General features: G+C 67.7%; 22 protein-coding genes. 2 read left to right on the forward strand and 20 right to left on the reverse strand.

Going from position 1 to position 23,468, the window contains the following annotated elements:
- Positions 1-79 precede the first annotated feature (79 nt).
- The 7 genes from XaplCFBP3123_RS19985 to glnA form a co-directional block, all read right to left on the reverse strand.
- A complete protein-coding gene (locus XaplCFBP3123_RS19985; protein WP_104535609.1) occupies positions 80-727 on the reverse strand; it encodes a superoxide dismutase family protein in 648 nt (215 codons plus the stop codon).
- A 49-nt stretch (positions 728-776) separates the two neighbouring features.
- Positions 777-1,376, reverse strand: a complete 600-nt coding sequence (locus tag XaplCFBP3123_RS19990; RefSeq protein ID WP_172453402.1) for a superoxide dismutase family protein — start codon at positions 1,374-1,376, stop codon at positions 777-779.
- A gap of 522 nt (positions 1,377-1,898) precedes the next feature.
- Positions 1,899-3,329, reverse strand: coding sequence for a nitrogen regulation protein NR(I) (ntrC, locus tag XaplCFBP3123_RS19995; protein ID WP_104535610.1), 1,431 nt, complete (start codon positions 3,327-3,329; stop codon positions 1,899-1,901).
- Positions 3,322-4,377: a two-component system sensor histidine kinase NtrB gene (locus XaplCFBP3123_RS20000; protein WP_172453403.1), complete on the reverse strand. Its 1,056-nt coding sequence runs from the start codon at positions 4,375-4,377 to the stop codon at positions 3,322-3,324. The genes ntrC and XaplCFBP3123_RS20000 overlap by 8 nt, the downstream gene beginning before the upstream one ends.
- Before the next feature lie 265 nt (positions 4,378-4,642).
- A complete protein-coding gene (locus tag XaplCFBP3123_RS20005) occupies positions 4,643-6,085 on the reverse strand; it encodes an ammonium transporter (protein WP_172453404.1) in 1,443 nt (480 codons plus the stop codon).
- Between the two features lie 22 nt (positions 6,086-6,107).
- Positions 6,108-6,446, reverse strand: a complete 339-nt coding sequence (locus tag XaplCFBP3123_RS20010) for a P-II family nitrogen regulator (RefSeq protein WP_002808480.1) — start codon at positions 6,444-6,446, stop codon at positions 6,108-6,110.
- 275 nt (positions 6,447-6,721) lie between these two features.
- Entirely contained in the window at positions 6,722-8,131 is a 1,410-nt protein-coding gene (gene glnA / locus XaplCFBP3123_RS20015) for a type I glutamate--ammonia ligase (protein ID WP_104535612.1), read from the reverse strand.
- Positions 8,132-8,352: 221 nt separating this feature from the next.
- Between glnA and XaplCFBP3123_RS20020 the strand changes: the two genes are divergently transcribed.
- Together XaplCFBP3123_RS20020 and XaplCFBP3123_RS20025 are read left to right on the forward strand one after the other, a co-directional pair.
- Positions 8,353-9,147 (forward strand): undecaprenyl-diphosphate phosphatase, encoded by a 795-nt coding sequence (locus XaplCFBP3123_RS20020; RefSeq protein WP_104535613.1) that lies wholly within the window; start codon positions 8,353-8,355, stop codon positions 9,145-9,147.
- Positions 9,148-9,283: 136 nt separating this feature from the next.
- Positions 9,284-10,102 (forward strand): META domain-containing protein, encoded by an 819-nt coding sequence (locus XaplCFBP3123_RS20025; RefSeq protein ID WP_104535614.1) that lies wholly within the window; start codon positions 9,284-9,286, stop codon positions 10,100-10,102.
- Positions 10,103-10,349: 247 nt separating this feature from the next.
- Here XaplCFBP3123_RS20025 and XaplCFBP3123_RS20030 read toward each other — a convergent pair whose 3' ends face one another.
- The 13 genes from XaplCFBP3123_RS20030 to XaplCFBP3123_RS20085 form a co-directional block, all read right to left on the reverse strand.
- Positions 10,350-10,961 (reverse strand): YbhB/YbcL family Raf kinase inhibitor-like protein, encoded by a 612-nt coding sequence (locus tag XaplCFBP3123_RS20030; protein WP_104535615.1) that lies wholly within the window; start codon positions 10,959-10,961, stop codon positions 10,350-10,352.
- Positions 10,962-11,589: 628 nt separating this feature from the next.
- Complete coding sequence (locus tag XaplCFBP3123_RS20035) at positions 11,590-13,662, reverse strand: tetratricopeptide repeat protein (RefSeq protein WP_104535616.1); 2,073 nt, start codon at positions 13,660-13,662, stop codon at positions 11,590-11,592.
- Between the two features lie 58 nt (positions 13,663-13,720).
- Positions 13,721-14,707 (reverse strand): YheT family hydrolase, encoded by a 987-nt coding sequence (locus XaplCFBP3123_RS20040; RefSeq protein ID WP_104535617.1) that lies wholly within the window; start codon positions 14,705-14,707, stop codon positions 13,721-13,723.
- Positions 14,708-14,770: 63 nt separating this feature from the next.
- Entirely contained in the window at positions 14,771-15,670 is a 900-nt protein-coding gene (locus tag XaplCFBP3123_RS20045; protein ID WP_172453405.1) for a lysophospholipid acyltransferase family protein, read from the reverse strand.
- Positions 15,671-15,691: 21 nt separating this feature from the next.
- Positions 15,692-16,120, reverse strand: coding sequence for a hotdog fold thioesterase (locus XaplCFBP3123_RS20050; protein ID WP_104535619.1), 429 nt, complete (start codon positions 16,118-16,120; stop codon positions 15,692-15,694).
- A 272-nt stretch (positions 16,121-16,392) separates the two neighbouring features.
- Complete coding sequence (locus XaplCFBP3123_RS20055) at positions 16,393-18,408, reverse strand: phospholipase D family protein (RefSeq protein ID WP_104535620.1); 2,016 nt, start codon at positions 18,406-18,408, stop codon at positions 16,393-16,395.
- Positions 18,405-18,980, reverse strand: a complete 576-nt coding sequence (locus XaplCFBP3123_RS20060) for a YceI family protein (RefSeq protein WP_104535621.1) — start codon at positions 18,978-18,980, stop codon at positions 18,405-18,407. The genes XaplCFBP3123_RS20055 and XaplCFBP3123_RS20060 overlap by 4 nt, the downstream gene beginning before the upstream one ends.
- Before the next feature lie 3 nt (positions 18,981-18,983).
- Entirely contained in the window at positions 18,984-19,460 is a 477-nt protein-coding gene (locus tag XaplCFBP3123_RS20065; RefSeq protein ID WP_104535622.1) for a SixA phosphatase family protein, read from the reverse strand.
- 14 nt (positions 19,461-19,474) lie between these two features.
- Entirely contained in the window at positions 19,475-20,107 is a 633-nt protein-coding gene (locus tag XaplCFBP3123_RS20070) for a ParA family protein (RefSeq protein WP_104535623.1), read from the reverse strand.
- Between the two features lie 152 nt (positions 20,108-20,259).
- Positions 20,260-20,571, reverse strand: coding sequence for a hypothetical protein (locus tag XaplCFBP3123_RS21770; protein ID WP_253254262.1), 312 nt, complete (start codon positions 20,569-20,571; stop codon positions 20,260-20,262).
- 50 nt (positions 20,572-20,621) lie between these two features.
- Entirely contained in the window at positions 20,622-21,332 is a 711-nt protein-coding gene (locus XaplCFBP3123_RS20075; RefSeq protein ID WP_253254263.1) for a hypothetical protein, read from the reverse strand.
- Between the two features lie 67 nt (positions 21,333-21,399).
- Positions 21,400-22,317 (reverse strand): AEC family transporter, encoded by a 918-nt coding sequence (locus XaplCFBP3123_RS20080; protein ID WP_104535624.1) that lies wholly within the window; start codon positions 22,315-22,317, stop codon positions 21,400-21,402.
- 500 nt (positions 22,318-22,817) lie between these two features.
- Entirely contained in the window at positions 22,818-23,456 is a 639-nt protein-coding gene (locus tag XaplCFBP3123_RS20085; RefSeq protein ID WP_104535625.1) for a tetratricopeptide repeat protein, read from the reverse strand.
- Between the last annotated feature and the right edge of the window lie 12 nt (positions 23,457-23,468).

Below are 23,468 nucleotides of genomic sequence, written 5' to 3' on the forward strand. Positions count from 1 at the left end.
TCCCCACTGCGGCACAAAAACAGCAACGCCGCAGTGATCGATCACCGCGGCGTTTTGCCGGGCTGCTGGCGTGTCCTGCTTACTTGGTTGCCGCTGGCGCGTTGTTGGTGGTGATCACACCGCAGGCCAGACGGCCGCCGGCGTTGCCGGTGGGCTGGGTCTTGTAGTCGTCCGCGTCGGCATGCACGATCACCGCGTGGCCGGCGATATCGAACTGGTCGGCCTTGCCGAGATTGACGTTGCTCGACACCGGGCCGTCGATGCTGGCATTGCCCTGCGCATCGGCCTTGATGTTGGGCATGTCGCCGCCGTGGTGCGGGTCGGCACTGACGGCGCCGTGATTGGATTGGGCCGGGTTGAAGTGACCACCGGCACTGCTGCCGTCCGGTGCGCTGCAGTCGCCCTTCTCGTGGATATGGAAGCCGTGTTCGCTGTCGGGCTTGAGGCCACTGAGCTGGCCGGTGACACGCAGCGCGCCGTCGACGATCTTGAAGCTCACCGTGCCTTTGACCTCGCTGCCCTTGGTCGGCTTGAGCTCGGCGGTTGCGGTGGTGGTGGCCGCCGCTTCGGTGACCATGGACGCGGCATGCTCGCCACCATGCGCCGCTTCGGCCGGTGCGCCGGCCTGCGGTGCGGGTGCAGGATCGGCCGGTACGGGTTCGTCGCGCTTGCACGCGGTCAGCACCAGCGCGGTGGCCAGGAACAACGTCGTTGGAAGGATGCGCATGAGACAACTCCTGTAGAAAGGCCGCAGTTGCGGCCATTGGTGCCCCGACTCAGGGCTGCGAAGGGGGTGTGCGCCACTGGGTGACGCGGATGACGCCGCAGGCCAGCCGTGCGCCGGCATTGCCGCTGGGTTGACTGCGATAGTCGTCGGCATCGGCATGCACGACCAGCGACTTGCCGACCACATCGGTGGGCGCGGCGTCGCCCAGGGTGATGCCGGCAACGATCATGTCCAGATGCGCGACACCTTCGGCATCGGCACGCAGGTTGTCCATGTCGCCCGCGTGGTGAGGACTGCTGCCGGCACGTCCGTGCGCTGCACCGGTCGGATTGAAATGCGCACCGGCGCTGCTGGCGTCTGCGGCGCTGCAATCGCCGCGTTCGTGCACGTGGAAACCGGCCACGCCGCCGGGGCGCAAGCCACCGACCGTACCGGTGATGCGAATACCCTGCAACGCGGGGACCAGCACCACGCGACCGCTGACCAGACTGCCCGATGCCGATGTCAGCGCCGCCTCGGCCTGCTGGACCGGACGCACCGGCACCACGCGCGCCGCCGGGGGTGGAGGCGGCGGCGGCGGGGGCGTGCTGCTGCAGGCGGCAAGCGCCAGCGCGGTGAGGGCAACGATCGTGGGCGACCGGTAACGCATCGAGCTGTTCTCCTGATCAGGCTGGAAACCTATGCGGGCGCATGTTCACGTGTCATGAAAAGCGCCTGGGGCAGCCCAGGAGTTTACGGGGTTGGTGTCGCGAGCCGGGATATGTGCAAAAAGCGCCCTCACCCCAACCCCTCTCCCGCAGGCGGGAGAGGGGCTCGATTGCGAGGATTCATGCCTGCCTTGCCTGCCTCGTCTTTTCCTGCCTGCCTTGCCTTTTGTCACCTGCCTTGCTTTTCCCGCGTGTCTTACCTTGCCCACGTGTGGCTTGCCTTCTCCCGCCTGCGGGGGAAGGTGCCCGAAGGGCGGATGGGGGCTCGTGCGCCGCCAGATAATCGGAACCGTGGCGCGTGCGAGCAAAAAAACGGCGAGCTTCTACACGCTTGCCGCAGTGATGCGCGTCAATCCCGCCTGGTTCGCTGCTTGGCTCGACCACCTGCGCGCGCAGTACGGCTTTTCGCAGGCGCCCCCCTTTCCCGCCTGCGGGAGAGGGGCTCGACTCCGGGTGTGGGCTAATCAGCGCCGCTTGCGCCCCGGGCCGAGCTTGCGGGTGACGGTGTTGCGGCCCAGCCCCAGTCGCGCGGCCGCTTCGGCGCGGCGGCCTTGGGTGAGTTGCAGGGCGGCTTCGAGCAGGGTCTTGTCCAGGCGTTCGCGGGCTTCGGCATGCAGGCCCTGGGCGCCTTCGCTCAGGCGTTGCGCGGCCCAGCTGGAGAGCATCTCGTCCCATTGCCCGTCGCTGCGGCCGGCGCGTTGGCGACGGCCGCCACGCGCCAACGCGGCTTCCACGTCGACCACGTCGACGATATCGGCGGTGGACAACGCGGCCAGGCGCCAGCAGACGTTTTCCAGTTCGCGCACGTTGCCGGGCCAATCGTAGTGGCGGAGTTGTTCCAGCGCGGCCGAGGACAGCCGCTTGGGCAGCATGTCGAGCTTGCGCCCGGCCATGGCCAGGAAATTCTCGGCCAGTTGCGCGATGTCGCCGCGGCGCTCGCGCAGCGGCGGCAATTGCAGGCGCACCACGTCCAGGCGATGCAACAGGTCGGCACGGAAGCGGCCTTGTTCGACCAGCGCCTCCAGGTCCTGGTGGGTAGCGGCAATCACGCGCACATCGACGCGGATCAACTCGCGCCCGCCGACACGGAAGAATTCGTTCTCGGCCAGCACGCGCAGCAGGCGCGTTTGCAGCGGCAGCGGCATGTCGCCGATTTCGTCCAGAAACAGCGTGCCGCCGTCGGCCTGTTCGAAGCGGCCGATGTGGCGTTTGGTGGCGCCGGTGAAGGCGCCGGTTTCGTGGCCGAACAACTCGCTTTCCAGCAGTTCCGCCGGAATGGCGGCGGTGTTGAGCGCGACGAAGGGTTTGCGCGCGCGCGGCGATTCGTTATGCAGCGCGCGTGCGACCAGTTCCTTGCCGGTGCCGGTTTCGCCGTTGATCAACACCGACAGCGGCGCCTGGGCCAGCCGGCCGATCGCGCGGAACAGCGCCTGCATCGCCGGGGTGTCGCCGATCAGCGCCGCCGAGCCTTCCGCCAACGGTGTCCCGATGATCTCCTCGACACCGGCATCGGCATCGGGCAGCGCCCGTGCGGCCAAGGCCACCGCATCGTCCAGATCGAAGGGCTTGGACAGGAACTCGTGCGCCCCGCCACGGAAGGCGCCGGCGGTACTGGCGACATCGGTGTAGGCCGACATCACGATGACCGGCAGTTGCGGGTGCCTGGACTTGAGCTTGTCAAGCAGGCTCAGCCCGTCTTCGCCCGGCATGCGCACGTCGGTGAACAACAGATCCGGGGTGGGCCGCATGGCCAGTGCCTGCAGTGCGGCGGCGGCACTCTCGAAGCCATCCACGGCATAGCCGGCATCGCGCAAGGCGGTGGACAGCACGAAGCGGACCGAACGGTCGTCGTCGACCACCCAGATGTGGTGGGATGCGGCGGCGGCCTCAGCCATGCAGATGCTCCTTGTCGTGATCGCCGGCCAGCTCGGGCAACAGCAGGGTGAAAACGGTATGCCCCGGCCGCGAGCGGTAGGTCAGCGTGCCGTGGTGTTCGCGCGAGACCTGCTGGGCCAGCGCCAGGCCCAGGCCGCTGCCTTCGGCGCGGCCGCTGACCAGCGGCAGGAACAGGTGCTCGGCCAGTTCCTCCGGCACGCCGCCGCCGTCGTCGATGATCTCCAGCCGCAGCGACATCGCATGCACGCGGTCGCGGATGCGCTGGCCGTGCTCGACGCGGGTGCGCAGGGTCACGCGGGTGGCGCCGGCCTGGAACGCGTTGCGCACCAGATTCCACACCGCCTGGGTCAGGCGGTCGCCGTCGCCGAGGATGTCGGGAATGCTGGGGTCGTAATCGCGCTGCACCTGCACCGACCAGCCGCCCTCGGCCTCGGCCAGGCGCAGCACGCGTTCGAGCACGACGTGGATGTTGAGGCGGTCGTGCGGGCGCGCCGGTGTGGGCGAGAGCAGGCGTTCGAGCAAGGTGTTGAGGCGTTCGATCTCGGTGCCGATCAACTCGATCAGCTCGCGCTCGTCCTCGTCGCGCCCGGCCGAGCGCCGCGCCAGCAACTGCGCCGCGCCCTTGAGCCCGGCCAGCGGATTGCGCAGTTCGTGCGCCAGGCCCTTGAGCGCGGCGCTCAAGGCATTGGGCAGCGCATAGGTGGGATCCAGCGCAGGGAATTCGTCGACCGGATGGGTTTCCAATAGCCAGCCGCCATCGTCCAGCCGCGACAGCCAGCCTTCGGCAAAGCGCGGTGCGTCATTGGGCAGGCCCAATGCCAGCCGATGCAGGCGCAGCACGTCGCGCTCGTCGTTGAGCAGGAAGCGGGCGAGCGCATCGCCCTGCACCTCCAGCGCGGCCAGCGGTTGATCGACCAGGCGCCGGGCACTGACTCCAAGCCAGCGCGCGAAGGCGGGATTGACGCCCAGTACGCGGCCCTCGCGATCGGCCCAGGCCACCGGTGTGCCCAGGCTGTCCAGCGACGGGAGTAAGGACGACATCAGCATTGCACCAATTTAGTGCAATCACTGTCGGCCTGCGCATGTGTCGCGCAAAACGAAGCATGCATGGAAGGACTCGGGGCCGGACGGCAGCAGGTCGCACCGATCCAGCGGGCATCCGCGCCGACAGTCACGGGCGTGGGGCTGGTCATGCAGGCACCTCGGCAGTTGGTCCGCGCCACAGCGGGGCAGCGGGAAAAACGGACCCGGCAAGGCTCTCCCGGCCGGGTCGTTGCGCCACCCGCGGCAGCGTGGCCGCGGGCGTGCATGCTCAGGACTCGTATGCCGCTTCGCCGTGCGAGGTGATATCCAGGCCCTCGCGTTCGGCTTCTTCGGTGACGCGCAGGCCGAACACCAGCTTGGCGACCAGGAAACCCACCACCGACACCACGCCAATCCACACCAGGGTGATGCCCACGCCCAGTGCCTGGATGCCGACCTGATGCACGATGTCGTAATCGCCGCCCTTCTGGCCGCCCAGCGAGGCCGCCGAGAACACGCCGGTCAGGATGGCGCCGATGATGCCGCCCAGGCCATGCACGCCGAACACGTCCAGACTGTCGTCGGCGCCCAGCAGGCGCTTGAGACCGGTGACGCCCCACACGCACAGCACGCCGGCAGCCAGGCCGATGACGATCGCACCGAACGGCCCCACCGTACCGCAGGCCGGGGTGATGCCGACCAGGCCGGCGACCATGCCCGAAGCCACGCCCAGCGCGGACGACTTGCCCTTGATGATCTTCTCGGTCAGCGACCAGCCCAGGATGGCAGCGGCCGTGGCCAGCAAGGTGTTGAGGAAGGCCAGTGCCGCACCGGCATTGGCTTCCAGGTTGGAGCCGGCGTTGAAGCCGAACCAGCCCACCCACAGCAGCGAGGCACCGACGAAGGTCAGGGTCACGTTGTGCGGCTTGATCGCCTCGCGGCCCAGGCCGGCACGCTTGCCGACGAAGTAGGCGCCGACCAGGCCGGCGATACCGGCGTTGATGTGCACCACGGTGCCGCCGGCAAAATCCAGCGCGCCCAAGCCGAACAGGTACCCGCCGGTGGCCCAGACCATGTGCGCCAGCGGCAGGTAGCCGAAGGTGAACCAGATCACCGAGAACAGCAGCACCGCAGCGAACTTGGCGCGTTCGGCAAAGGCGCCGACGATCAGCGCGCCGGTGATGCCGGCGAAGGTCGCCTGGAACGCCACGAACACGTATTCCGGCAGGCTGACGCCCTTGGTGAAGGTGGCCGCCAGCGTTTCGATGGTCACGCCCTTGAGCAGCGCCTTGTCCAGATTGCCGATCCACGGGCCTTCGCCGGAGAACGCCAGGCTGTAGCCGTACACCACCCACAGGATGGTCAGCAGCGAGAACACCACGGCGACCTGGATCAGCACCGACAGCACGTTCTTGGCGCGCACCATGCCGCCGTAGAACAGCGCCAGGCCCGGCACCACCATCAGCAGCACCAGCAGCGTGGAGGTCAGCATCCAGGCGACGTCGCCCTTCTCCACCACCGGCGCGGCCTCGGCGGCGGCCACCGGTGCGGCGGGCGGCTGCGCCGAGGGCAGCGGTTCGGTGGTGACCGGCTCGGTCGGTAGCGGGGTGACCTGCGGGGTGGACTGCGCGTGCGCGCTGCCCATGCCGCCCACCACCAGCACGCTGAACAGCATCAGCATGCAGACACTGTAGAACCGGGCCTTCCACCCGGCAAAAAAAGCTGTCTTCATAAGAACTCCGGGGGTGGGGGACTCAGAGCGCATCGGCGCCGATCTCGCCGGTGCGGATGCGCACGACTTGCTCGATCGCGGTCACGAAGATCTTGCCGTCGCCGATCTTGCCGGTGCCGGCGGCGTTCTGGATCGCCTCGACCACTGCGTCCAGCCGGTCGTCGGTCACCACCGTCTCGATCTTGATCTTAGGCAGAAAATCGACGACGTACTCGGCGCCGCGGTACAGCTCGGTGTGGCCCTTCTGGCGCCCGAAACCCTTGACCTCGGTCACGGTGATGCCCGACACGCCTGCTGCGGACAGGGCCTCGCGGACCTCGTCGAGCTTGAACGGCCGGATGATGGCGGTGATCAATTTCATGCGCATACCCCGAATGGTGGAAAAGACCGGCCGGCATTGCGCCGCCCGGCGGTGTCATTCACCTGGATGCCAACCCCGGCATCCGCTCGTTCGCGATTACGCAGACCTCGGCCGATGCCGATGCATCCGCCTCGTGGGAGAGGTCAGGCCCGCGCGTCGCGAACTGTGTGCTCTCTCAATACCCCTTCGATCCACGGCCGATGCCGTGGACCGATCGAACGTGTGCGGCGATGGCGGAGGTGGGAGGGGGGCCTCCGCCATCACCGCGGTGGAACTCAGTTGCCGTAGTACAGCTGGTACTCCAACGGGTGGGTCGCAGCACGGAACTTGGTGACTTCCTGCATCTTCAGCGCGATGTAGCCGTCGATGAAGTCGTCGCTCATCACCCCGCCGGCCTTGAGGAACTCGCGGTCCTTGTCCAGCGCTTCCAGCGCCTGGTCCAGGCTGGAGCAGACCTGCGGGATCAGCTTCTCTTCTTCCGGCGGCAGGTCGTACAGGTCCTTGTCGCTCGGCGCGCCCGGGTCGATCTGGTTCTTGATGCCGTCCAGGCCGGCCATCATCAGCGCGGTGAAGGTCAGGTAGCCGGACTGTAACGGATCGGGGAAGCGCATTTCGATGCGGCGCGCCTTCGGGTTGGTGACCCACGGAATGCGGCACGAGGCCGAGCGGTTGCGGGCCGAATAGGCCAGCATCACCGGCGCCTCGAAGCCCGGGACCAGACGCTTGTAGCTGTTGGTGCCGGAGTTGGAGAAGGCGTTGATCGCACGCGCATGCTTGAAGATGCCGCCGATGTACCACAGCGCCATCTGCGACAGGCCGCCATAGCCGTCGCCGGAGAACAGGTTGACGCCGCCCTTGGCCAGCGACTGGTGCACATGCATGCCCGAGCCGTTGTCGCCCACGATGGGCTTGGGCATGAAGGTCGCGGTCTTGCCGTTGCGGTAGGCGACGTTCTTGATGATGTACTTCATCGTCAGCAGTTCGTCGGCCTTCTGCACCAGCGAGCTGAACTTGGTGCCGATCTCGCACTGGCCGGCGGTGGCCACTTCGTGGTGGTGCACCTCGGTCTCGATGCCGACCTGTTCCAGCGTCTTGATCATTTCCGCGCGCAGGTCGTGCAGCGTGTCGGTCGGCGGGACCGGGAAGTAGCCGCCCTTCACGCCCGGACGGTAGCCGCTGTTGCCGCCGTCGTATTTGGCGCCGGTGTTCCAGGCAGCCTCTTCCGAGCCGACCTGGAAGAAGGTGTGGCCCATGTCGTTGGCAAAGCGCACCGAATCGAAGATGAAGAATTCCGGCTCCGGGCCGAAGAACGCCTGGTCGGCGGTGCCGGAGGACTTCAGGTAGGCCTCGGCGCGCTTGGCGATGCCGCGCGGGTCGCGCTCGTAGCTCTGCATGGTGGCCGGATCGAGGATGTCGCAGGTCAGCACGATGGTCGGATCGGCGAAGAACGGATCCAGATACGCAGTGCCGGCGTCCGGGAGCAGGACCATGTCCGACTCGTTGATGCCCTTCCAACCCGCGATTGAGCTGCCGTCGAACATCTTGCCTTCTTCGAACAGCGCCGGCTCGATGATGTTGGCCGGAAAGGTGATGTGCTGCTGTACACCACGCATATCGACGAAGCGCAGGTCGACAAACTCGACCTTGTTGTCCTTGATCAGCTTTTCAACATTTTCCACGGACATCGGAAGAAACCTCTGCAGGAGTTAAGTGGCTCGTGGGCAGGACTACAGCAGGGATCATGCCAAGCGACCGACCTTCACAAGTCGTTGATTTTACTTGCATCGCTTGAGACCGCTCACGCCAGATAGCACCCTAAAGGTGCTAACCGTTCGCATTCTGCACCGATATGGTGCATTCCGCAATGCACTATCCTGACCCCTCCCCCATCCCCCTCTCCAGTCCGATGTCCGATCTGATTTCCGCCCTGCTGTTGGGCATTCTCGAAGGCCTCACCGAATTCCTGCCGATCTCCAGCACCGGCCACCTGCTGATCGCCGAACAATGGCTCGGACGCCGTTCTGACTTCTTCAACATCGTCATCCAGGCCGGCGCGATCCTGGCGATCTGCCTGGCGCTGCGGCAGAAGCTGTGGACCCTGGCCACCGGCCTGGGCCAACGCGACAATCGCGACTATGTGCTCAAGATCGGCGTGGCCTTCCTGGTCACGGCGGTGGTCGGGCTGATCGTGCGCAAGGCCGGCTGGCAGCTGCCGGAAACCGTGCATCCGGTGGCCTGGGCGCTGTTGATCGGCGGGCTGTGGATGCTGGTGGCCGAGCACTTTGCCGGCAAACTGCCCGAGCGCGATGTGGTGACCTGGAAGGTCGCCATCGCGGTGGGTCTGGCGCAGGTGGTGGCCGGCGTGTTCCCCGGCACCTCGCGCTCGGCCTCGGCGATCTTTCTGGCCATGCTGCTGGGCCTGAGCAAGCGCTCGGCGGCGGCGGATTTCGTGTTCATGGTGGGCATCCCGACCATGTTCGCGGCGAGCGCTTACGCCCTGCTGGAGATGTACAAGGAAGGCGGCTTCGGCAGCGAGAACTGGGCCGATGTGGCGGTGGCCTTCGTGGCGGCGACCATCACCGGCTTTGTGGTGGTGAAGTGGCTGCTGGGCTACATCAAGAAGCACCGCTTCACGGTGTTTGCGGTCTACCGCATCGTGCTGGGCGCCGCCCTGCTGTTGTGGCTGCCGGCGGTGGCCTGAGACCGCCGGCAGCCGCGTGTCGTGCCGGTTGAGCCGGACGCGACGTGCAAGCCAGATGGCAGGGCAGTGACTTCCGTCATTGCCCTGGCCGCGCGGTGGCGGTATCACTGACGCATCGATCACCGGGAGCCGCCGCATGCGTGCCGTGTTGTTTGCCCCCGCCCTGCTGGCAGCGGGCGTGACGGCCTGCGGGTCGGGCGCGGCGCCGGAGGTGCCCGGATCCAGCGCCGATGCCGCTGCCGCCGAGCCGGCCGCGATCAGTTCAATAGCCGCCGACAATGCGCCCCTGCAGGCCGCGTTGCAGGCGCAACACTGGCAGCTGCAGCAGGCCAGCGATGCGCACGGCACCGCCTTGCGTAGCCTGTTTGTCGCCGGCACACCCCCGTTGCAGCTGGATTTCAGCGATCAACGCATCCAGGTCAGCCAGACCTGCAACGCGTTGGGCGCCGATTACCGCTTGGCGCAGGAGCACCTGCAGATCGGCCGGGTGGTGTCGAGCAAACGCCTGTGCGCGCAACCGCGGCGGATGGCCCAGGAACGCGCCGCCAGCGAGTTGCTGTCCGGTCGCTTCGCGGTGGCGCTGAACGCCGCGCAGACCACGCCGCAGCTGACCCTGACCCTGACCCGCAGCGACGGTACCCGGCTGGTGTTCGGCGGTGTCGCCACGGCCGACACCCGCTACGGGGGTCCCGGCCAGACGCTGCTGATCGAAGTGGCGGCCGACACCGCGCCATGTGGGTCCGACCCGGCGCGCCAATGCCTGCAACTGCGCGAACAAACCGCCGATGGACAGCCCGCGACCGGCAACTGGCAGACCTTCGACGGCAGGATCGAGGGCTTCGAGCACGAGACGGGCATCCGCACCCTGCTGCGCGTCACCCGCTACCCGGCCGCCGCAGGCACGGACGGCGCGCCGGTGTACGTGCTCGAGCAGATGATCGAGGCGAGTGGGTAGTTTGGGAATTGGGAATTGGGAATTGGGAATTGGGAGCGGGAAGCGGGAAGCGGGAAGCGGGAAGCGGCGAAGTGTTGCGTGACCGTTATGCAATTGGCGCTTCGGAAGCGACAGCCTGCTCTGCTTGAGGCGGCCCGAGTGACGCACGTGCTGATCGCCCTGACAGATATCACGGTTGCGGCGCTTGCAGCTTCCCTATCACCACCACCGCACAGCCTGGCAGCCGTGCGGTGGTGGTGATCTGCGCTTAGCGCAGCGCCGGATTCAGCGTATAGGTGCCGTGCAAGGCTGCCTCGGCCAGCACGTGGCCCTGGATCGCCGACAGCACATCGGCCGCGGTGAAGGTCTCGGGCAGGCTGAGCTGCGCCACGTCCAGCGCGAACACGCGGAAGAAATAGCGGTGCACCCGCAGGTCGTTGAACGGCGGGTACGGGCCGTCGTAGCCCAGGTAATTGCCGGCCATGTCGGCATTGCCGGCAAACCACTCGGTATACGAATTCAGGCCCTGGCGCGCACCGGCCGGGCCGGCCGGTTGCCGCTTGCCCTTGGGCACGAAGCCGTCGCTGCAGCTGCCTGCAGCGATCGCATGCACGTCGGCGGGGATATCGGCCATCGCCCAATGCACAAAATCGGTGCGTGGCTGGTCGACCGGAATCTGCACATCGTCGCGGCCCACGGTTTCCGGCACGGTCGGCACATCCGGGTCCAGGCACAGCAGCGCAAACGAGCGCGTGCCGGCCGGCACCTCGCTCCAGGCCAGATGCGGGTTGCGGTTGGGCGCAAAGCCATCGGGCGTTCCGGCGGCAAATTCCACCGCGATGGGCTTGCCGTTTTCGATGCTGTTGCTGGTCAGGCGCATGCAGAAGTCTCCGCGGGAATGAGGCCGACCAGGGTGCCTGGGTCCGCGCCGCAGAGGAAGCCATCGCCATGGAACCCTCTGGTGCGCGCGGTCGGGTTTCCCGCTGCCGGTTCATCACACCGGCGAGCACTGCGGCCGCGTGATCGTGCGCCGGCGACGTGGACGCTGCGACGTACGCGTGCCGCGTCGCGCGCCTGGCAGGGAGCGCGATATCCAGCCGGTGGCCAATCTGCACCGATCCGTAGGAGCGGACCTGGCCGCGATGGGGTTTTATCGATAACGCCTAATCATCGGTGGCGCCGCATCATCGGTAACGCCTCGTCGCGGCCGGGTCCGCTCCTACAGGGCTGTGTGAGCTGCGCCGCCGATGGCATGCCGCACCGGGCGCCGGCCGCGCCTAACGGGCAGTGAGCGTCGCATTCGGTCGGTGACCAATCTGCACCGATCCGTAGGAGCGGACCTGGCCGCGATGGGGTTTTATCGATAACGCCTAATCATCGGTGGCGCTGCATCATCGGTAACACCTCGTCGCGGCCGGGTCCGCTCCTACGCGGCGGTGCGAGCTGCGCCGCCGATGGCATGCCGCACCGGGCAGCTGCCGCGCCCGCCCGGCCGTGCTGAGCGCCGCTCAGTCCTGCGGGTAGCCGAAGCGCACTGCGATCAGCGTCAGCAGTTCGAATTGCGCGCCCAGTACGTTGCGGTAGTTGCGCCAGCGACCCGCGGCCAGGCGGGCCGGGCCGCGCGGTTCGACCAGCGGGAAGCGCAGGCCGAACGCCTGTTCCAGCGCGGTGGAGATGCCTTGCGGGTCGCTCTCGATGCCGTCAAGGCGGATGATCCGATGCGGATACAGATCGCGCTCGTGCAGCACGGCGAGCTGTTCCAGCGCAGCCAGCAACCAGTCGGCGGCCTGCTGGGGCGATTGCACGGCCAGCGGTGCCGGCGCGCCGGCCGACAGCCAGTCCAGCAGCATGTCGCGCGGGTCGCGCAGTGCGATCGCCAGCCGGCCTTCGGGCAGATGCGGGCGCAGCGCGGTCAGCAAGGTGTTGTCCCACCACAACAACCAGTCGATGACGTTGCCATCGTCGATGCCGCGCCGCGGCAGCTGCGCCTTCCAGCCTTCCACCAGCGCCATCGGCGCCAGCTCGCCGGACGCCAGCTGCTCGACAGTGCGGTAGCTCTGCAGCGCATCGGACGGCGGCGTGGTGCCATAACGGTCGTCGCGCACCAGCGGGGTGGCTGCGCCCATCACCGCGACCAGGCGTTCGACATGCGAGCCGGGCGTGCCCCAGACGAACAGCGGTCGCGCCGTCACGGTCTCGGGAGTGGTCCCCAGGTCCGGCCACTGCATCGGCTGCTTGGCGGCCTGCGGCGGCAATGGCAGGCGGTGCTGGGCCTGCTCGCGCTGGAACTGCATCCAGGTCGCCACGGCGGCGTCGGGCTGACCGGCGCGATCCTGCACATTGCCCAGCCACGGCCGCAGCACGGTCTGCTGGGGCGCGGGCAGCGAGTCGATCAGCGATTGCACGCAGGCGATCGCCGCCGGCGGATCGCGCTCCAGCAAGGCTTCGACGATGCGCTGCTCGCCGCTGATGCGGCCGGGCTCCACCGCCACGATCTGGCGCGCCACCATTTCCGCCTGGTCGGCATGGCCCTGCATGTCGTGCACGCGCATCAGCGCTTCCAGCGCCGGCAGATGCTCGGGCATGCCCAGCAGCCAGCGCTCGATCACCGCCTGCGCCTGCGGCCCGCCGACCGGCTCCACCGCCAGCCGCGCCAGCCACAGGTCGTGCGCATTGGCCGAGGTGGCCAGCGCCGCGTCCAGGGTGTCGCGTGCATCGTCCACCGCGCCCAGCCGCTCCCAGGCGGTCAGCAAGGCGTGCAAGGTGCGGCGGTCGGCCGGCCAGTGGGCCAGCGCCAGACGCAAGTGCGCGGCGGCCTGGTCGGGGCGGCCGGCCTGCAATTCCATTTCGCCGGCGAGCCGGCGCATGGCCGGGAGATCGCCGCCAGGCTGGGCGAACACGCCCTGCATCGCGGCCAGCGCATCGTCCAGGCGGCCCTGGCGCTGGGCCAGCTGGGCGATGAAGGCGCGCAGCGCGGTACCCGGCGGATTGAGCTCGACCACGCGCTCGAAGGCGCGCTCGGCAAACGCGAAGTGTTCTTTTTGCAGATACGCAAAGCCCAGCGCGAACATCACCCGCGGGTCGTCCGGCAGTTGTTCGGCGGCACGGGTCAGCAGCGACAGCGCGCGGTCGCCCTGGCCGCGACGCAACTCCACCACGCCATCGACGGCCAGCAGCTGCGGGTGCTCGGGCGCCAGTCGCGCGGCGGTGCGGCTCAGCCGCTGCGCCTCATCCAGATCGCCGCGCGCCACCGCCAGATGCGCCTGCATCACGTAGGCATTGAACTGGTTCGGGTCGAGCGCGGTGGTGCGCGACAGCGCGTCGTCCGCTGCCGACAGCTCGCGCATCGCCAGCAGCAAGCCGGCGCGCAGCAGATGCAGGTCGGCATCTTCCGGCGTCAGCGTCAGCGCGGTTTCGATACTGGCCAGCGCCAGCGCCGGTTGGCCCTGCTGCTGCAGGGCCAGGCCCAGCCAGCGATGCGTGGCGGCGGTCTCGGGCGCGCTGAGCACCCACTCGCGGGCCAGCGCCACCGCGTCGTCGGCCGCATTGCGGCGCAGGGCTTGGAGAATGGCGTCTTGCATGGCGGAGGACGTGTCCAGGACAAACGCCTATTGTAACGATGCGCGGGATGGCGCCGACCTACGCCTGCGCCGCCAGCCGCTCGGCCACCCAGCGTTCGGCGAATCCATCGCCACGGGCGTTCTCCAGAAAACCGCAGTGGCCGCCCCAGCGCGCGATTTCCAGCTGTGCGTGCGCCGGTAACTGCCAGGCGGCGAAATCCTCGAACGGAATGACCGGGTCGTCCTCGGCCATCAGGATGTCCACCGGCACCTGCAGACCGGCCAGGCGCTCGCCGGCGATCGAATAACTGTCGAAATAGGCTTCCAGCGAGCCATGCCCGGTGTGCTGTTCGGCCAGCCAGGCCATCAGCCCGCGCATGTCCAGCGCCAGGGTGGCGTCGTCGTAGCCATGCTGGTCGGGGAAGAGCTTGCGCTTGCGCAGCAGCGACTCGCGCCACTTGCGGCGGAAATACCAGTCGTAGAACTGCGGGCCTTTTTCCAGCTGCAGCATCGTCGCCGCCGGGTCCAGCAGCGGGCATACCGCCGCCACGCGCGCCAGCGGCAGACCGGCCGCCGGTGCACGCAACGCCAGCCGCAAGGCGAAATTGCCACCCAGCGAATAGCCCGCCGCCAGCAACTGCGGCGCGGGAAACCGCCGCCACAGATCGCCGGCGGCGTTGACCACTTCCTCGATGCGATCGGAGTGGAACAGGTCCACGTTGAGGTGGTGCGTGCCGCCGTGGTCGCGGAAATTCAGCCGGAACACCTGATAGCCGAGGCCGAGCAGACGCGCGGCGGTCAGCCGCATGTAATTGGACTCGGCGCTGCCTTCCCAGCCGTGCAGTAGCAGCACCGTGCCGCGCACCGGGGCATCGCCGGGCGGGATGCTCATCCAGCCCTGCAGGCGCACGCCATCGCCGCCGTCGAGAATGTGTTCGCTGGTCACCGCCCCGCTGGCGGCCAATAACTGGCGGCTGCGGATCCGGCGCAATGCACTGCTGCCCAGCACCGATTGCACGTGCGGATTGCGCAGCCAGCGCGGCGGCAGATAGTCGGAGGCGTTCATGCGCTCATCGGGCCAGACAAGGGGGTGCTGGCCGCAGGAAGGATGAGCGGTTGCATCGTCGGCTCAGGACTCCATCGCCGCGATGATGCGTTGCCGCGAGGTATCGGCCAGGCGGCGACGTCCTTCGATATCCAGCGCGCGGATCGGCTCGAGAAAATGCACCTCGGCCAGCCGCGACGGCTCGCCGAGCAGACGCACGATATTGGCGAAGAAACTCTCGCGCTCGCCGAACGCCACCACCGCCTGCGCATTGCCGCGCTGGCCGTAGCGCAGCGCCACCGGCTGCACCGGCACGCCGGCCTCGACCGCCGCCTGGAAGATGCGCGCATGGAACGGGCCGACTTCGCTGCCGCCACGGGTGCGGCCTTCGGGGAACACGCCCACCGGCTTGCCGCTGCGCAGACGCAGCAGCATTTCCTGCAGCACGCCGCCCAGCGATTCGGTATTGCCGCGCTGATGGAAGATGGTCTGGCCCTTGGTCGCCAGCCAACCGACCAGCGGCCAGCCGGCGATCTCGCGCTTGGCCACGAAGCCCATCACGCGCTGGCTGTGCAGCATCGAGATATCGACCCAGCTGACGTGATTGGCCACGAACAGGGTCGCGCCCGGCAGCGGGGTGCCGAAGCGACGCAAGCGAAAGCCGAAGATGCGCATCAGGTTGCCCTGCCACCAACGGATCATCCGCTCGTCCAGGGTGTCGTCGCGCCCGGTACGGATGCGCGCCAGTGGCGGCGCCACCACGCACAGCATGGTGATCGGCAGGCAGATGCTCAGATGCATCAGCAACAACGGCACCCGATACAGGTACCGGAACCAACGCAGCACGCTGCCAGCGTCGCGCGTGGCGTCCAGGGATGACTCGCTCATTGACGGAACGGGACCGGTACCAGGGGAAGGAAGCGCAACTATTGTGACAGCAGCGTGGCCTGCGCGCAGTGCCCGCAGCGGGTGGCGCTGTTCCACCCATGCGCTTGCACGGCGTGCTCAGCCATTGCTGCGCGCCACCACGGCCAGGGTCAGCCGCGAAACGCAGACACGCTTGCCGGCCGGATTGTCGATGGTGATGTCCCAGACCTGGGTGCTGCGCCCCACATGCACCGCGCGCGCGGTGCCGGTGACCAGGCCATCGGTGGCGGCGCGCAGGTGATTGGCATTGATCTCCAGCCCGACGCACATCTGGGTGGTCATATCCACGCACAGGTTGCCGGCGCTGCTGCCCAGGGTCTCGGCCAGCACCACCGACGCACCGCCGTGCAGCAGGCCGTACGGCTGCCTGGTCCGCGCATCCACCGGCATGGTGGCGCGCAACCAATCGTCACCTGCGTCGGTGAACACGATGCCCAGATGGTCGATCAAGGTATCGCGGCTGGAGGCATTGAGGGCGGCCAGGTCGACGGGGTCGCGGAAGGTCATAGGCTGGGGATTGGGGATTGGGGATTGGGGGAATCGGGAATCGGGAATCGGGAATCGGGAATCGGGAAAGCATCCGCGGCGCTGGGGTTTGATGCAACTGCCTTTGGCTAGCGCTACGAGCCGAGTTGCGACGGCGACTTTCAGCTGATGGCGGTGTGCGGCGCGCTGCCCATCTACTTCAGGGCACCGCGCCACTGCAGCGGTGCGGCACTCCACGATGCACCGGTTGCCACGCGCCGTCTCAATGCCGACCTGGGTCGGCGCCGCTACGATCAGAGAATCGGCACCAATCCCGCGCCGAAAGCGGTCAGCATCCGCACCAGCAGCCACTTCGGGCCGACGTTGACCTCGGGGAAATCGCCCACCGCCACATAGCACTGCCGGAACTGCGGGTCCTGGCGCTTGAGCGGGAACGGGCAACCCGGCCCCGGCTGGAACTCGTAGTTGGTGGCGTAGCGCCAGGGCCAGAAATCCAGCACCGGCAAGGCTTCGGACACCTTGCCCACGCTGTAGTTCAGCCCGCTCAGCACCGGCGGCTTTTCGCGCGGGGCCACGGTCCAGGCGTTTTCCGGCGCCATGTCGCGCTCGATGCTGGCCGCCAGCGCCTGCGCAAAGCGCGCATCGTCGATCACCACCGCCGCTTCGGTGTTGTAGTTCTCGCTGCGCGGATCGAAATTGTGCGTGCCGATCACGCCGATGCGGCGGTCCACCACCAACGACTTGGCATGCAGGCCCATACGCGCACCGGCACGTGTCACCGGCAGCGGCTTGTTGACCGCGCGCGTGCCCAGGAACGAGGGCCGCGTCTCGGTGCGCAGCACGCGCCGATCGACCTCGCTGCCGCCGGGCGCGCGGCCCGCGCCACCCCCGCTGCCGCGGATCGCATTGCCGGCCGTGCCACCACCGCCACTGCCACGCATCGCATTGCCGGCCGCACTGCCGCCGATCACCCGATTGACCCGACTATCGTCTTCGGCCGGCTCGGCAGCCTCGGGGTTGAGCGGATCGGGCACCAGGTTGGCGTACTCCACCGGCGCATTCAGCGGAAACGGCTTGAACTCGTACAGGTTGAAGCCCAGCTCGCGCATGTTGCGGCGTTTGAACTTGTACGACAGCGCATACACGATCGGATTGTCGGTGGCGGCCAGGCTATTGGTCGACACCACGATGCGCGGCGGCTGCGGGCGCTGGCGCAGTGCGCGGAAGATCGCCTGCGCCTCGTCGGACAGCACCAGATACGGCGTCTGCAGCAGCACTTCCTGCTGCGCGCCGGCGATCAGGCCGTCCAGCTCGGGCGCGGTGGATACCGCCTTGGCGGCATGTTCCTTACGATGCTTCTGCGGCAGGTCGGCCACATACAGCACGCGCTGCACCGACATGGCCGGAGTCACGAACGCATCGCGCACGAATTGCGGATCGCGCGCCTCGTGATCCACCCGCTCCACCCGCTCGGGGCGGCGGAACGTGGCCGGCGGCATCTTCGGTGCGCCCTGTTCCAGCAGCAGACGACCGACATCGTTCAGACGCTCGGCCGGCACGCTGCGGCGCGCGCGCCAGAACGCATCGAAGTTGGCCGCCATCGCACGCACTTCCGGCCCGGCCAGGATCACGTCGCGGTCGCGGAAGTTGTACTCGCTGTCCCAATCGTAATAGTCGTCCTGGTAATTGCGTCCGCCGACCACGCCGAGCACGTCGTCCACCACCAGCAGCTTGTTGTGCATGCGCTGGTTGAAGCGACGGAAGCAGCACACGACGCTGCCGGCATAGTCGAAGTAATTGAGCTTGACCTTGCCGAAGGTCGGGTTGTAGATGCGCAGCTGCAGGTTGTCGTGGGTGCTGGCCAGCGCACCGAGAATCTGCAGATCGGCGATCGCCGAGAGCTGATCGATCAGGATGCGCACCTTGACCCCGCGCTGCGCCGCATCGGTCAGCGCATCCAGCACCATGCGCGCGCTGTCGTCCTTGTCGAAGATGTAGGTCTGCAGATCGATGCTGCGGGTGGCGCTGCGGATCAGGTTGAGCCGCGCCACCAGCGATTCTTCGCCACGATCGACGATGGTGGCGTAATGCCGCGGCGCGGCCGGCGTGGAGGCGGTGATGGCCTCGCCGCCCAGCGCGCGCAGCGGCGAGAGCTGGGCGCAACGATTGGCCTGCGTGCAGCTGACAACCGTGCTGCGGGCAGCGGCTGCCACCCCGGCGGCACGGTTGCGTTCGATTTGCGACAGGCCGGCGCATCCGGTGCCGAGCAACAGCGTTGCCAGCACAAGCACCCTCAATAGGAACCTCACGGGCGCCGCGCCTCCTGCAGCCGCCCGCGCAGAATGAACGTCACCCTGTCGCCCAGGGCCATCTGCCACGCATTCATTCCGTAACGTCCACGCAGGACCGTACCTCGACTGATCACATCGCAATCATAGCCCGGCCGCGCGCATTCAGCCGGCACCACATGCAGGGTCTCGACGTGGGTGATTCCGCGAATGGTCAGGTTGCCGGTGATCTCGCCCCCTTTGTTCACCACCTCTGCGGTGTAGGGAAACGACTCGAATTCCACCCCCGGATACTGCGCGACGTCGAAAAAATCCTCGCCGCGCATCCATGAGGTGTAGCGGTCCTTGCCGGGAATTTCCACCTGCGTGGCATCCAGACGGAAGCGCACCTGCTGGCGTCCGTCGGGCAATTCCGACAGTTCACCCCGAAAGCGCGGAAAAAACCCCTCGATCTTCATGCCGAAGCGCGTCCTGATCTCGAACCCGAAACGCGATTGCACCGGATCGATGGTATGCAGCTTCTGCTGCGCCATGCAGGGAAGGGCGACCCAGAGCGCGAGCCAGGCGGCAAACCAGCGCAGCGACGATGGCACGGATCAAGGCCACCAGAAGGCGGTCAGGCGGGCGACGCCCGGTTCGATGGCCGCATCCAGCGGCAGTGCCAGCAGGGCGATCGCGGCGGTCGGCATGCCGCGGTAGTCGCCGGTCTGGCCGCTGTGCATCAGGGCCGCCAGCCGTTCCAGGCCCGGGTTGTGGCCGACCAGCAGCAGACGCTCGGCATCACGGTGTTCGTCCACCAGGCTGGCCAGGGTGCCGGGGGTGGCGTCGTAGATCCGTTCGTCCAGGCGTTGTTCGATATAACCGGTGAGCTCCAGCACCGCTTCCAGCGTCTCGCGCGCACGCCGCGCCGGCGAGCACAGCACGCGGTCGGGCACCAGGCGCTGCTCGCGCAGCCAGCGGCCGGCCGATTCGGCCTCGGCGATGCCGTGCGGGGACAGCGGGCGATCCAGATCGGCCTGGCCGGTATCGGCCGGCTCGGCGTGGGCGTGTCGCAGCAGTATCAGTTCGCGCATGAAAACACTCCGGTCTAGGATTTCTTGAGCCACTTGAACAGCGGCTCCCAGTCCTGTTGATGGTCGCGCACCTGCGCCGAGCGGTAATCGAACAGGCTGCGCCCCAGCCCGGCCATGACCACATAGGCCTGGGTGTCGCGCAGCTGGGTCACCAGGGGATAAGGCCAGGCGCCGATCATCTCGGCAGCTTGCTGCGAGGTCTGGGTCCAGGGACGGGCGCGGTTGAGCACCAGGCCCACCGGCAATTTGCGTTGATGCACGCGCGGCACCTTGGCCAGCGTGTTGAGGAAGCCGACCACCGCTTCGATATCCAGCGCCGAGGACAGCACCGGCACCACGATGGCATCGACGTGGTCGAGGAAGCCGCTCAGGTCATCGGCCATCGCACCGGCCGGAGCATCGATGATCAGCTGGTCGGTGCCGTCGGGCACCGCGGCCTGCCAGTTGCGACGGCGGGTGGCATCGATCGGCAACACCGCACTTTCCAGGCTGGCACGGCGCTGCGCCCAGCGCGTGGACGAGCCTTGCGGATCGGCGTCTGCCAGCACGGTGCGCTGGCCCTGCAAGGCCGCATGTGCGGCCAGATTCGTGGCGATCGTGGTCTTGCCGACGCCGCCTTTGGAGCCGGCCACCAGGACTGTCTTCATGCACGCCTCGCTTCCGGGAGCAAGCCGGCAGCGTACACCGCGACGCAGTGAGGAAGTAGTCGAAAGGTGTTAAACGTCCCAGAGCAGGCGCTATCGCGCTGCAACATCGGCCTTAGTACATGGCCGCTGCCCCCATGCAACGACCAAGCGGATCAGCGGGTCTGGTGGCTCGGTGCGCCCGGCTGCCAGTCCGCCGGCGGTTGCGCGGCAATGCCTTGACGCTGCAGGCGCGCGCGCAACGCCGGCACTTCGCCCTGCGTCAGAATCGCATCCAGTGCGGCGACCTGCGCATCGACCGAGGGTGCGCTGCGCTGCAGTTGCTGCTGCAGCCACTGCAGCTCCCGCATCCGCGCCTGCCAGCGGGTGGCGTCGGCGCCGCTGCTCAGTGCGGCCATGCCCTTGGTGCCGATCACGGCCGTGGTCAGGGTGGACTCGTCGTTGGCCACGTTGTTTAGCACGACCATGCACTCGTCGCGTAACGCAGGCGTGGTGGCATCGGGGCTGCAGCGCCGCATCAGATCGCCCAGCGCGGGAGTGCATGTGCAGACCAGGTACCCATCACGAACATCGCCGCCATGCCGGCGCCCGTGGACGGAAACCCTTGGGCGTCGAGTCGCTCGCGCAAGCTGACCGAGGCCAGCGATGGCCATTGCACGCCGTCGTAGACGGCATAAAGGGCCTGGCCCAGCTCCAGCGCACCGCTGTCGAAATGATCGGACTGCACGGCCGCCTGCCAGGCGCGTTCGGCGGCCGCCTGGTCGCCGCGGCGCTGTGCAGCCGCATAGGCGCGCAGATGCACGGCGGCATTGCCGGCATCGGTCTGCTCCAGGAACGCCCGCGCGGCGCCTGGGTCGCAGCGCAATCCGGGGGCACAACCGACGGCTTCCATCTGCGCCACCAACCGGTCGCGCGGCCGCGCGTCCAGGGCACGCTGCAGCCAGGCGCGCTGGATGGGGGCATAGCCTCCGTCTGCGGCCGACACTGCCTCGTCCTCGGCATCGATCCACAGCAGACCGACCAGATACAGCTGCCTGGGCTCGCCGCTGGCCGCCATGCTGCGCAGGCGTGCCTGCATGGTCTGGCCGACCTGGCTTACCCAGTGAGTCATCAGCGGATCATCCGCCGGAACCGGTGGGATGGCGGGCGATGCCGCCAGTGCGGACTGCGCCGCGAACACGCTGCCAAGCCATAGCAGCGCAGTGGTGATCAAGCGGTATCCGTGCATGTGTTGCTCCTGTCCGTGTGGGGCGCGCAGTGGTGCGCGCCAGCATTTCATACGGGGGTAAGCCGCATCAAGCGGCCAGGCGCGCCAACAGCCAGGCCCATGCCGGCAGGGTCAGCAGCGACAGCAGGATGCTGTAGCCGACCATCGCCGCGGCCAGGCGCGGCGCCAGCCGGTGCGAGATGGCCAGCGCGGCGGCGGTGATCATGGTGGGCATGGCCGATTCGAGCACATTGGTCTGCAGCATCGCGCCATGCAGGCCAAGCGCCCAGGACAGCGGCAATGCCAGCACCGGCATCACGGCCAACTTGAAGACCAGGCCGACGGCCAACGGCTTGAGCTCGTCCGCAGGCAGCCGCAACTGCAGGGAGAAGCCCACCGCCAGCATCACCAGCGGCAGCATCGCGTCGGACAGGCTCTTCAAGCCGGCGCCGATCCAGGTCGGCGGGTGTTCCCGCATCACCGTCAGCGCGAACAGCAGCGCCCATAGCGGCGGGAAGCGCAGCACGCGCAACAGGATCAGCTTCGCGGTCGGTGGGGTGTCGCCGCTGTAGCGGGCCAGCACGTACAGCCCGAAGGTGGACAGCAGCACGAAGGTGCCGAACTGGTCGTAGACCACCGCATATGGCAGGGCGTGATCGCCGATCAAGGCGCGCACCATCGGAAAGCCGATGAAGCTGGAATTGGTGAACACCACGCACATCAGCAGTGCGGCGTATTCCTCGCGCTTGAACCGCAACAGCCGGCTGCAACCCCACAGCAGCGGCACGATGAGTGCGGTCAGCAGCCACGGCGTGGCGATCACGCCACCCAGCGAGGCATCCAGATGCAGACGCGGCACATAGGTCAGCACCGAGGCCGGCAGGCAGATGTACAACACGATGCGATTGAGTACATCGGCGCTGTTGTCCGGCAACGCCCGCAAGCGCGCGAACAGCAGGCCGAGCCCCAACATCGCCAGAATCAACGCAAATGCATCCACCGCCATGGCGTGGTCAGGTCCGTGGGAAAGCGACGCTCAGGATCGCATAGTGGGCGTGTCGTGCCTGGATCGGTGCCGCCACACGGTCCCGCAATCGGCAAGGACACCGCACCAGGAAGTTGGTCGGTAGCTGCGTGAAACGCCGCTTGTCGCACGTGTGTCGAACGTTGAGCCTGCGCACCAATATCAAACAACGCACATCACGCGCTGCTCTTTAGAGTGCGCACCGACCATCCCGACTGGTCCTTGCCCGCCCACCGTCGCGGGACCTTACGCGGCACGGATGCCGCGTAAGAGCTTACAAGCACATACTTGCAGCGTGTCCCGCGATTGTGGGCGGGCAAGGGCCCCTGCAGCCAGGCCGCAGATCATCCGCTGTACAACTGACCTCTCCGCACAGGCCAACCACAAGTCGCGTCGGCTTGCTGTTGCCGGCCGCAAAACGACTTGAGAGGTGATGCACAGCGGCGCGCTACAAGGGCTTTCCCGCAGCGCACCCCGCCGAGTTAAGGAAACGCCGGCGGGTTCGCCTGCCATGCCGCAAAGACCTCGGCCAGGCTGGCGCGTTCGGCCTCGCGCCAGTCCGGCAGCAGGGTGGCGTAGCTGGCGGTGCTGCTCCAGCGATCCGGCCAGGTGCGCACGGCGGCGGCGTACCACTCGACCGCCTCCTGCTTACGACCGGTGCGCCATAGCGCCAGGGCCGCCGTGGTCGGCAGCCAGGCCGGCGCGGCCGGGCGGCCGTTGGCCAGGGTTGCCCACTGCTGCAAGGCCTTGTCGGCTTGGTCGGCGCGCAACAGATCCCAGCCGTAGTTCCAGGTGATGGCACGGTATTGCTGGCTGCCGTTGGAGACCAGCCCCAAGGCGCCCTGGTAGAGCTCGTCGCCCAATTGCGTGCGTCCACCGGCATAGGCCAGCGACGCCAGCTGCGCGCGCGGTTCGGCAGCGCGGGCGTCACGCTGCACCATCGCCGCCAAACGGTCGATCACCGCATCGCCCCGCCCCTGCACGGCCACCACCGCCTTGGTGGTGCCGCGATCTTCGTCGAAATAGAACTCCTTGGGCCTGGGCAGGTTCTGCGCCTGCGCCATCGACCACACGCCCCCGAGCAAGGCCAACATCGCGGCCCATGCGTACTTCCTTTTCACTGGCTTTATCCC

Source organism: Xanthomonas arboricola pv. populi, assembly GCF_002939945.1.
GTDB lineage: Bacteria > Pseudomonadota > Gammaproteobacteria > Xanthomonadales > Xanthomonadaceae > Xanthomonas > Xanthomonas arboricola_A.